Below are 12,426 nucleotides of genomic sequence, written 5' to 3' on the forward strand. Positions count from 1 at the left end.
TAAGGAGGAATCGAATGGATATTGAAAGTGAAGTGCTTATAGTGGGAGCGGGCATTGCAGGCGTGGCGCTGGCACTGGCCATGGGCAGAAAAGGTCGACAGGTGGTGCTGATTGAACGCTCAAAACAATTTCCCAACATTCCAAAAGGCGATTTTCTTCAGCCGGTAACGATCGATCTGCTGGACAAGCTTGGCGTTCTTCCTGAAGTAACCAAACACTGCGCTCATGTAGCACGAGTAAACTATGGCACGCTTGGGGGTGTCAACTGTTTTACGGGTAGCTATGAGGAAATGGACATGCCTGTGCGTTATGCGCTGAACGGGGACCATCACCACATTCATCAAAGCCTGTTTAATGCCATTGAGGAAATGCCCAACGTACGCTTCTACCCCGGCATGAATGCAGGCAAGCTGTTGTTCACCGATCATTATGTGAGCGGAATCGAAGCAGATTCTGCGGGTAAAAAGGTACGTATCGGCAGCAAAATCCTTGTCGGGTCAGACGGCATCAAGTCCAAAATTCGTGATCAGCTGGGGCTTAAATATCACCTTTATCCCTATGAGGAAAAGATGGCAAAAATGTTCGCTTTTACTTTTCACGATGTCACACAAACCAGGGAAGAGGCCAGCTTTTTCTTTGGCGAAGGTGTAAGCTGCGGAGTCTTTCCTTTGCCCGGCCAAAGGCTGCGGATCTACCTAGCTTTGCGAAAGGATATATGGCAGCGCATCCGGGAGGACGGTATCGAATCGTTGCGTGGCATGCTGCTGTCCCTCTGTCCACACTTGCAGCAAGAAATATCACAGATCGTGGATTTCAAACAGGTTCAGTCCATTCCAGCCTTTTATCTGCATACCGAAAAATGGGCAATTAACGGCGCCGTTCTGCTAGGAGATGCATGCCATGCTCTAAGTCCGGCACTGGGACAGGGAATGAATCTGGCGATTCAGGGTGCTGTCGAACTGTCGAATACGTTGGAAGAAGCGCTCATTACCGATGACTGCTCGGAAAGTCAGCTTCGCCTGTATGAGAAAAAAAGAAGGAAATATGTGCGTCTCATCCAGCGCAACAGCACAGCTCATACCTATTGCTGGTTTGTGAAGAACCGCGCTTTTGTGACGCTTCGCAATGCTGCTTTTCGTCGAATCGGCAAATGTCCCAATCTGCTGAAGGAACAAATGCTGACTACGTCGGGATACAGTGACAAACCGCCGTCATTTTCACACATGCTGCGCTTTGCGGGACTTATGAAGCCTTGATGAAAGGTCAGTATGCCGATACAAAAGGAGAGGAGACATTCAGATGGGAAGCAAAAGGACGGAAATTGCCGTTGTGGGTATGGCCTGCCGTTTCCCGGGAGCCGGCGGATATGATTCATTTTGGGAAAACCTGATTCAAGGCCGCAATTCCATCTCCGAGATTCCCCCGGAACGCTGGGACTTGGAGCAATTTTATTCGCCAAACTTGAATGACACAGGCAAAACCTCAAGCAAATGGTGCGGGGTGGTGGAAGGAGCATATGATTTTGACCACAGTTTTTTTAACATTTCCCCGCGCGAGGCTGCAAGCATGGACCCACAGCAGCGTCTGCTCCTCGAAGATACATGGCATTGCATCGAAGATTCGGGCATTTCTCTGTCGGAGCTTCAGCAGAAGGTGACAGCTGTTTATACCGGCGTGATGACAGCGGGTTATTTGCAGCAAATGGAAGCCTCACAGGCGGACAGCTATGCCTGTATTGGCAATTATGAGAGCTTGCTTGCGAACCGGATCTCCTACGCGTTTAATTTGAGTGGCATGAGCCTGCCGATTAATGCGGCCTGCGCTTCCTCACTCGTGGCTATTCACGAGGCGAGACGTGCCCTGATTTTGGGAGAATGTGATTATGCCTTGGCTTCTGCCGTGAATTTGAATCTCGACCCGCTCAAATATGTTTCCTTTTCCCAATCGAGAATGCTAAGCCCGACAGGGCAATGCAAAACATTTGACCAGAGCGCGGACGGATACGTCCCGGGAGACGGGGTTGCTGTTTTGCTCCTGCAGCGATTGGAGGAAGCCGTTGAGCAAGGAAATACGGTTTATGGCATCATCAAAGGCTCTGCTGTCAACCACACGGGGAAAAGCTTGTCCATTACGGCACCTCGCATGGAGGCGCAGCGTGATGTCATTTTAGCTGCATGGAAGGCTGCGGATATTGATCCTCGCACCATTACCTATATCGAAGCACACGGGACTGGTACCTCGCTCGGGGACCCGATTGAGGTAGAGGCATTAACCCAGGCATTTCGGCACTATACCCCGGATCGGTCATTCTGCAAGATCGGATCGGTTAAAACAAACATCGGTCATCTGGAGAGTGCAGCGGGCATAGCTGGCCTTATTAAAGTGATGATGATGATGAAACATCGGAAAATTCCGGCCTCCCTTCATGTGAAGACACTGAATCCGATGATTCCTTTTTCACGTACCCCGCTGGAGGTTGCACGAAAACAAGAGCCTTGGCACAGTCGGGAGCAGGGACAGCCTTTGCGCGCAGGGATCAGTTCATTCGGTTTCGGAGGTGTAAACGCCCACGTTGTGGTCGAACACTACGAATCTGCTACCAAACCATTTGTTCCCTCCAAGCTATCCGTCCAGCAGGAATCCAGAGAGTCCTCCCGATTATTTCTGCTGTCTGCCAAGTCGGCAGCGAGCTTGCAGGAGCATGTCGCAGATTGGCAGCAGTGGTTCGACAGGCATTCTAATACAGAAGATACTTTACGGGCCATCAGCCTGTCGCTGCTTAAAGGAAGAGAGCATTTCAAATATCGGTTTGGCGGATGGGCTCATACCCGGGAAGAGCTCAGGACATTGCTGAATTCCGACTGTTACGGCAGCACGCAAATTGGAGCATCCGCAGCGTATCTGAACATTCAAAGTCCCACATGGGAGGGATACGCCCAATTGAAATGCTCTGGACATACGTCTCAGTTATTACTGAGGAAGGTGGAAAGGCAAATCGAGGCAGCATTAAAAGCAAACGGCATGAGGGAAGAATGGGAAGACTTGATGGCAGGATTCTATCAGGATACGTGGCATGAAGATCGGCGAGAGCTGTATTGTTTTATAGCTGGATATGTTCAAGCTGCTTCCTTGATTCAACTGGGTTTTGCCCCTCGGTGGATTCAGGGAACAGGAATTGGCATGCTGATTGCATGGGTCGTTGGAGGTCACATTTCTGTTGAAGATATGATCTCCGTTCTGCTCAAGCAGAAGCGTGCCGAAGAAGTGAGACTGTGTAGCCCCATATGGCCTGTCATGCAAGAGGGAAGCTCATCCCCAATCATGCCCTTTGCTTTTGATGATTCCTATGTACATGATTTGATTCAATCTGTACGGATCGTGGAGGAACAGGCTTACAACGGGTTCCGAGACGAATTGATGGATCGCGCGCATCGCTTATACACCCATCAGTATACGTTCAGGAACTACATAAATGAATGGAATGACGAATGGCAGGAGAGTACGGGAACAACCATCCCATGGCAGTTGCAACCAACGTCTGACAGTAGCAGTACAAGCGAATCTTCCCGTTCCATGTCGGCTGTGTTATGCATTGCAGTCATGGATGCGCTGCGCAGGGTGAAACGAAAGTGGCAGCTTCAGGTATCTGAAGAGTCAGACATTCCGGCTGTACAGGAACTGCTTGATCTTCTGGCGGATAAGGTTATTACCCGGAGAGACATTATCGAGATGTTGTTGAACGAGACAGGGGAACATCATAAACTTTCACGGATCACAGCGCAGTTGAACCAGAATTCGGGACTCATGCTGCCAGAACGCGCGTACACACTCATTCGTCAGCATCAACAGCGGACAGGTGGAATGCACAACGCAGTCCAATTTCTACATGATTTCCTTCAACCCGGTAGTGAAAATGAAAAGGAACCCAAAATACCTCTACCTCATTCAGAAAAAGCCACAGACTGGATGAAGCAGGCCGGACAAGAAGCAGAGGAAGTGACCTTGGAATTACCATTTCACGAAAATGTACTGCGGTTATGGCTGTCCGGCATGGAGCTCGATATGCGTCAGCTTGCGGAAGAGGAGCCTTATCAGAAAGTACGGTTGCCACGTTATGCATTTCAAAGAAAAACATTCCGTTGGTCTGCCAACTTTGGTAGAAAAGCGAAGGATTCCTTCCAAGAAACGGAAAGTAAAAGAGCAAAGGATTGGCTTCATCCAATGCTTCACCGCAATCTTTCGGCAAATCAGGAAACGAGGTTCTGTTCGGACTTTACAGGGCATGAATTCTTTCTCAACGATCATCGGGTTCGAGGGCAACGGGTACTTCCAGGTGTGGCTTATCTGGAGATGGCCCGCATGGCTTTGCACAGTGTAAACGAATCGGCTTCTTCCTCCTTTGCAACGTTCCAGATTAAAAATGCAGCCTGGACAAGTCCGATTTTCGTGAATGAAAGTCCGGTTGAGGTATCCGTTCGACTGCATTACGAAGACACAGAGCGGGGAATTCTGCGATATGAAATCAGTGCGGAAGGCAGTGAACCCCTAGATCGTCTGAGCTGCGGAACAGGACGTGTCGCCTTGAAATCGTTGGACCCTGTTGATCGTCTCGATATTTCGTCTCTGATTGCAGCAATGCGAGAGGAGAGGTTGTTTGATCGTGAGACCATCTATGGTCGGTTGCAAAAACAGGGGCTGGAATATGGACCAGGTCATCAGGCGATTGAGCGAATGTACATCGGTTCAGGTCAGGCCCTGGCACATCTGAACATACCTTCCCATATAGAGCATACATTAGGGGATTATGCACTGCATCCCAGCATGATGGATGGCGTCTTGCAGACGGCGATGTTATTGCTTGACGATAACGCCACCCTGCAGGATCAAGAGAAGGAAACGAAGCTCCCTTTTTATATGGAAGAAATGGATTGCTTGTTACCATGTACAGCGGAGATGTGGGTGCATGTACGTCTCAGTGATGCTGGTCCAATGGGAGGGAACGTGGCGAAGTTGGACATGGATCTAATGGATGCTGAGGGAACCGTCTGTGTCCGGATTCGGAATTACATGTGCCGCAGCATGCCGGGAGAGAAAAGGCAGCAGCACGTGATACAGGATGCGGAGCGGGCAACGATCACCAGGGATTTGCACGAAGATTTTCCACCTGGTACAGCGTTGCTGGCTCCTGTGTGGAGTGTGCTTCCATCGGAGAAAGACAGCAGGATTTCTTTCGAGAGCCTCAGAACGGCCCTCATTGTTGCACAGACAGCAGAAGTGAGCGGATACCTGGATGAGGTGAGACAGCACTATCCGGGGGCTTCGCTGATAATGATGAAGCCTGGCGAAACTGTGGAGCAAACGGCCCAAAGACTGGAAAAATGCGGACAGCTTGACCATCTGGTGTGGGTCTCGGGTTTGGGCAGCGCAGAAGGGAAGGATGCCAGCGCGATCACTCAGAGCCAGGAGGAAGGCGTGATTATTTTATTCAGTTTGGTCAAAAGTCTATTGCAGCTGGGGTACGACAGAAGCCCTCTCCAATGGACCGTAGTTACTTTTAGTGCCATAGCCATTCATGCTCAGGATGAAGTGCATCCGCTTCATGCAAGCATACATGGCTTTCTTGGTTCTTTGGCCAAAGAATACAAAAACTGGACGTTCCGGGTAGTCGATCTGGATTTTGCAGATCGAAGTCTGCCATCGCTGAGTGACATGCCCATTGTGCCTGAGAACACTTGGAGCAATCTGACTGTCTATCGGGCCAAACAGTGGCATCGCTGCGAACTGCTGCCTGTTAAGCTGCCTTCCATCCAGCAATCGGCTTATCGCCGCTGCGGCGTATATGTCGTTGTAGGGGGTGCTGGCGGATTGGGTAAAGTATGGAGTGAGTATATGATTAGTCGCTACAACGCTCAGATCATTTGGATCGGACGAACACCGCTTAACCCCGATATTGTCAAAGAGCAGGAAAGACTTGCTCTAACGGGTCCGGCTCCAGAATATATATCAGCAGATGCAGGCAGTCCTGAGGCCTTGCATGAGGCTTACAAGCTGATCAAACAACGCCATGGAACCATTCATGGTGTTATTCATGCTGCCATCGCACTCAGAGACAGCAGTGTAATGAAAATGGACTTGTCACAATTCAATGAAGGATTATATGCAAAAGTCAACGTATGCGCGGGAATGCTCGAGGTCTTTGAGAAGGAACCGCTTGATTTTATGCTGTTTTTCTCCTCCATCAATGCGTTTGTCACACCTGCCGGGCAAAGCAATTATGCGGCCGGGTGTACATTCAAGGACTCATTCGCCCAGTGGCTTCATCGTCGTCTTCATTACCCTGTTAAAACCATGAATTGGGGGTATTGGGGAAGCACCGGAACAGTGGCTTCTCCAGCTTATCGTGAGCGGATGACCAAACAGGGCATTGGCTCGATTGAGCCTCCCGAAGCGATGGCTGCGCTTGAACTGCTTCTGGCCAGTTCACTTCCTCAACTGGGACTGGTCAACATCATTGGTGAGGCAAAACCATACGCGATCAGCGAGCAAGAATTCATGACAGTATATCATTAGGCATGAAACGTGTAATCCAACAGGAGGGCGAAATCATGCAAGATAACGAGCGGTTATCCTTACAGCACAAGCTGTGGAATTCATTAAACCAGATGCTGATGCAACTGTTGATTGTTCAGATGGAACAGCTTGGAGATGTTAGAACAATGGCAGGAGCTTCGCACTGCACTTCTTATCCAGGACTGCTTCCTGCATACCATCGATGGATGGACCACACACTTCGCATTCTTCAGCGTAACCCCGAACTTGGTGAATTCGAACGAAACACCATTTGGTCTGAATGGGAAGAACACAAGGAACGCTGGATTACACAGCCAGAAATGAGAGCAAGGGTGGATCTCGCTGACGTGATGATCCGGGCGCTGCCCGACATTGTTACAGGCAAACAGTCCGCAACAGAGATCATGTTTCCGGGTGGCTCCATGTCAAGAGTGGAGGGAATATACAAGCAAAATTCAATTGCAGATTATTTCAATGCACGGCTTGCAGATGAGGCCACCCAGCTGATCAGGGATTTCTCCAGGCATGGAAATCGCAAGATCCGCATTCTTGAAATCGGCGCGGGAACTGGAGGGACAAGCTCCATGCTGTTTCAAAAGTTCGAGCCCTACCGTGAACTTATTCAGGAATACTGTTACACGGATGTCTCCAAATCTTTTCTGCAGCATGCAAGGAAACAATATGGGCCGTATTACCCCTACCTGACGTACAGCCTGCTCAATATTGAAGAGCCCTTGCATTCTCAGGGAATTGAAGCGGGACGATATGACCTGGTCGTGGCTACCAATGTACTGCACGCCACACGTCAGATCCGTCATACTTTGCGCAATGCCAAAGCGCTGTTGACCTTGAAAGGTAAACTGCTAATCAACGAAATTATTGAGGATTCCCTGTTTAACCACGTCACGTTTGGCTTGTTGACCGGGTGGTGGCTGTTCGAAGACGAACAGGTGCGTATTCCCGGCACTCCGCTGCTGCATCCCGATCAGTGGAAAGCGGCACTGGAACTGGAGGGCTACTTTGACGTACAATTTCCGGCATCCACCGCCGAAGGACTGGGCCAGCAAATTATAAGAGCAGCGAGCGACGGAATGGTCCGGCAGAAACTCGCCTTTTCACCAGCGGCTGAGACGCAACCCACAGCTGGAAGGGAAGAGCCTCTACAGCCACAAGAAACGATTACAGTTCAAAAACTAGAACCAGCCCTCAACACGTTAGCCCAGGAAGACCCTCCTGTAGATGACAGGGAATTAAAGCAAGCATGCATGATGTATTTACAAAAGATAATCGGTGCCATTCTGGATGTGGAGCCGGAGCAGATCGATCCCGCGGAAGCTCTAGAAATGTATGGGCTGGATTCGATTCTCATTATTCAGTTAACTGAACAACTAAATAAGGAAATGGGGGAGCATGTGAGCAGCGTGCTCTTTTTTGAATATACAACCCTTGACGCATTGGTCAACCATTTTGTGGAAAAACGCAAGTTTGAACTGATCTCGATGCTTGGGTTAACGAAAATGCAACATGACCCGGAGCCTGAACTGAATATGGGTGAATTTTCGGCAGAAGCTGCCCTTCCCCTAACTGAAAGTTACAAGCAGCAACGACCATCTGAGGCAACAGGTGAAGTAGCCATCATCGGGCTTGCCGGGCGTTACGCTCAGGCTGATGATATGGCAGAATTTTGGAATAATTTGATGCAGGGCAAAAATTGCATTACTGAAATACCTTCACAACGTTGGGATTGGAGAACCCACTATCATTCGGAGAAAGGACAAAAAGGAACGTCTTACAGCAGGTGGGGAGGATTTATTCGTGGTATCTATCACTTTGACCCGTTGTTCTTCCACATTTCTCCTAAGGAGGCCGAACAAATGGACCCTCAGGAGCGGCAGTTCCTGCAAACGGTCTATGTTGCCATTGAAGATGCAGGTTATACGCCTCAAGCTCTTGCCGATGCGGGTACAGTCGGTGTGTACGCAGGCGTAATGAATGGCAACTATCCTACGGGAGCTTCCTTTTGGTCCGTAGCCAATCGGGTATCCTACACGTTTAATTTCACGGGTCCAAGTCTGGCCGTGGATACGGCATGCTCTTCCTCCTTGACGGCCATTCACCTGGCAATGGAAAGTCTGCGCAACGGCACCTGCGACCTAGCCATCGCAGGCGGTGTGAATCTGATCGTTGACCCGGTTCATTATGTCAGGTTATCCGAAAAAACCATGCTGTCTCCGGGCAACGAGTGCAGTCCTTTTGGAGAGGAAGCCAACGGTTTTGTGGACGGGGAAGGTGTTGGTGCATTGCTGCTCAAGCCGCTTCATCTGGCGGAGGCCGACGGGGATTTCATTTACGGCATCCTTAAAGGAAGCATGATTAATGCAGCAGGCAAAACAAAAGGGTACACCGTGCCCAATCCCGGCCAGCAGGCAAAGGTAATCAGCGATGCCATCTCACGATCTGGAGTGGATGCCCGTACCATCAGTTATATTGAGGCACATGGCACCGGCACTGCACTGGGTGACCCGATTGAAATCGAGGGCTTGCGCAGGGCATTTGAGAAACATACAGCGGATAGACAATTTTGTGCAATCGGCTCGGTCAAGTCGAACATCGGTCATGCCGAGAGTGCGGCCGGCATCGCCGGGATCAGCAAAATATTGCTGCAAATGCGTCACGGCTGCCTGGTGCCTTCACTGCATGCAGAGAGCAGTAACCCGAATATCCGGTTCAGTCAAACTCCATTTCGCGTTCAGCAGCACATGTCCCCATGGGTTCGTCCCGTATTGGATACACCTGAAGGCAGGCGAGAATATCCGCGGATTGCGGGCATCTCCTCATTCGGAGCAGGCGGTGCCAATGCCCATGTCATCCTTGAAGAATACAGGGCGAACAACCACATAGACCAGGAATCGGCAGCGGTAGGAGATTTCAATACACCAGTAATGATTGTCCTATCCGCAAAAAGCGAAGATCGACTCAAGATAAGGGTGAGACAGCTTGCGCAGGCCGTTCAAGATAACGCTTATACGGACTTACATCTCGCCCGGATCGCCTACACGTTGCAAACCGGAAGAGAAGAGATGGAATGCAGATACGCTTTCGCGGCGCATACCATCAAGGAGATGCTAGTCAAATTGCAGGCGTATCTCACTGGGGAAACGGCACATGAACAGATATTCACCGGAGAGATCAATATTGAACGGAATGACAATCGGCTTGTAGACGATGACGATATGCAGGAACTGGCAGCCAGCTGGATGCGCAAACGAAAAACGGTTCGGCTTCTGGAACAGTGGGTTCAGGGAATGAAGCTGGATTGGCAGCAGTGGTATGGAACGGTTAAACCACAGCGAATCAGCCTGCCGGGATACCCTTTTGCGGAAGAGCACTACATGATACCTTCTTTATCCTCCTCCTCACCGGTGAATGAAGGCTTCGTAACCGCGAACGTCGTAGCGCCAAGCCAAACAGAATGGCTTCATCCGCTGCTGCATAAAAACTCCAGTTATTTGGGCAGCCAGCGGTTTAGCTCACGTTTTACCGGAAACGAATCATTTCTGCGTGATCATCAAGTAAGAGGGGTGAACATTTTACCTGGAGCGGCCCATCTGGAGATGGCTGCAGCAGCTCTGCGGCATTCCCTGCCGCCCGAAGAACACAACAGACAGGAAAACGGAAACGATCATATTCGTCTGCATGATCTGGTATGGCTGCATCCCGCATCTGTAGAGGATCAATTGTTGTCTGTACATCTTGAATTACATGCCGAGCGACACCAGCAGGGGTACCGATTTGAAATTACGAGCCATGCGAAGGCTGAGGCTCCACCCGTATTATGCAGTCAAGGATTCGTTTCCCTGATCCGCTCCACAGGGGACAAGCCTTTATTCCAACCTGCTGATTGGCATAAGCGACATGGCAATAAGATCATTTCACCTGATCACAGTTATCAAATTTTTTCTCGTATAGGTCTGGTTTATGGAAGCACTCACCGCTGCATCTCACATTTGTATACAGGACAGCACAGCGTTATGGCACGACTAGTCATGCCAATGACGGGTACAGAAAGCCTGGAGGCATACGGACTCCATCCATCCCTGCTAGATTCGGCTTTTCAGGCCTGTCTTGCACTTGCTATGGATTTGAGCCAGGAAGAAGGTCTTTCACCGGAACCCTGGCTGCCATATGCACTGCATCAGGCGGAGATTTACAGACCATGTTCTTCAGTGATGTGGGTAGAAGTTAATTATGCCACGGGCAGTGGCCCTGAGAATTCTATGCCTCGTTATGACCTTGCGCTCTATAGTGAGGGTGGATTGCTTTGCGCGAAGTTTGAAGGTTTGGCGTTGCGGAAGTGGGCTGCCACCCCCCAATCCCAGCAGGATTGGACCGGCGAGGAAACAGCCGAAAATGATGCTAAACTGGCTGTTCTTACAACGGTGTGGGCCCCATTAGAGCAGCAATCATCAAGTGAAGACGTTTCCGGCACTGATGCGTATTCGGCGGGAAGACTCCTGATTCTCTGCGAAAATGCCGACATGAACATCCGTTTCCCGACAGGAAAAACCTTTCGAAAGATTGCCCTTCCGAGACAAACATCTGTGGCACAGATGGCGGATATGCTCGCTGCCGAAGGAGATTGCGATCATATGATCTGGATTTGTCGCCCCGGACCGTCAGAGAAACGTATGACAGAAACAAACAGGGAAGAGCAGGAAAGCTTCGTACCCGAACTTACTCGTTTCTTCAGGTTTGTCAAAAGCCTTCTGCACCTGGGATACGGCTCCAGAAGTCTTCACCTTACGGTCATTACATCGAATGGGCAGGCGCTCGCCTTTGATGAGTTCATCGACCCGGACCAGGCAGCCATTCATGGGTTGACGGGTTCACTTGCTAAGGAATATGCCCATTGGGCCATTCGCGTCATTGATCTGAATGGCGGCGAAATTCTCCCATTGGATGCTATCGCAGATATGACACCGAACCCCCACGGAAACTCTTATGTGTGGCGGGATCAGGAATGGTATCGCCAGGAATTGGTGCCTGTAGAATACGATTCCGTTCCACTAGCCGCTTATCGGCAGGGAGGGGTCTATTTGGTTATCGGCGGAGCCGGAGGAATCGGCGAAGTCTGGACACGTTATATGATTGCGACCTACCAAGCCCGAGTCATCTGGCTAGGAAGAAGCCCTCTGAGTCCCGAAATTCGCCGTAAAATCGAACAGTTGAGCCAATTGGGGCCTGAGCCTCTTTATATCCAGGCAGACGCTTCGCTCCCCGGTCGTCTGGAACAGGCTTATGAGTCTGTCATAAAGCGGTTTGGACGGGTGAATGGAATAATCCACTCTGCACTAGTGTTGTCTGACAGAAGTCTGGCGCGTATGGATGAGGAGATTTTCAACAACGTGCTATCTGCCAAAGTTCAAATTAGTGAACAAGTGAATGCATTAATGAGTCGGCTTCGGAAACAACCCGATTTTGTCTTGTTTTTCTCTTCGTTGAACTCCTATATGAAACTGCCAGGTCAGGGCAACTATGTAGCTGCTTGCTGTTATGCCGATGCCCTGGCCTCGCAGATGAACAGGAAATGGCCTGGACGGATCAAAGTGGTCAACTGGGGATATTGGGGCAGCGTCGGCTCGGTCGTATCTGAGCAGGTAAGGCAAAGCATGCAGCAGAAAGGCATTGGTTCCATCGAAGCGGAGGAAGCCCATCCCATACTGGAATGGCTGATGTCAGGTTCCCTGCAACAGGCCGTCATACTCAAGATGACCCGTAAACCCGAAATGCTTGTACTAAATGAAAATCAATTGTTAACGGTATATCGTTAGACCAAGTGCACATTGACCGATATGC

The 12,426-nt window shown here is 50.1% G+C and carries 3 protein-coding genes; all 3 read left to right on the forward strand.

Features of this window, described 5'->3' with window-relative positions; genetic code table 11:
• The first annotated feature begins 14 nt into the window (after window positions 1–14).
• The 3 genes from AC1S8V_RS15795 to AC1S8V_RS15805 are packed head-to-tail and all read left to right on the forward strand — an operon-like array spanning window position 15 to window position 12,401.
• Window positions 15–1,256, forward strand: a complete 1,242-nt coding sequence (locus tag AC1S8V_RS15795) for an FAD-dependent oxidoreductase (protein WP_482069833.1) — start codon at window positions 15–17, stop codon at window positions 1,254–1,256.
• 43 nt (window positions 1,257–1,299) lie between these two features.
• Window positions 1,300–6,570: an SDR family NAD(P)-dependent oxidoreductase gene (locus AC1S8V_RS15800; RefSeq protein WP_482069834.1), complete on the forward strand. Its 5,271-nt coding sequence runs from the start codon at window positions 1,300–1,302 to the stop codon at window positions 6,568–6,570.
• A 35-nt stretch (window positions 6,571–6,605) separates the two neighbouring features.
• Window positions 6,606–12,401 (forward strand): SDR family NAD(P)-dependent oxidoreductase, encoded by a 5,796-nt coding sequence (locus AC1S8V_RS15805; protein WP_482069835.1) that lies wholly within the window; start codon window positions 6,606–6,608, stop codon window positions 12,399–12,401.
• Window positions 12,402–12,426: the final 25 nt, after the last annotated feature.

Source organism: Paenibacillus sp. B46(2026), from assembly GCF_056786355.1.

Coding starts and splice junctions, on each gene's coding strand:
- AC1S8V_RS15795 (WP_482069833.1), top strand. CDS start 15: ATGGATATTGAAAGTGAAGTGCTTATAGTGGGAGCGGGCATTGCAGGC.
- AC1S8V_RS15800 (WP_482069834.1), top strand. CDS start 1,300: ATGGGAAGCAAAAGGACGGAAATTGCCGTTGTGGGTATGGCCTGCCGT.
- AC1S8V_RS15805 (WP_482069835.1), top strand. CDS start 6,606: ATGCAAGATAACGAGCGGTTATCCTTACAGCACAAGCTGTGGAATTCA.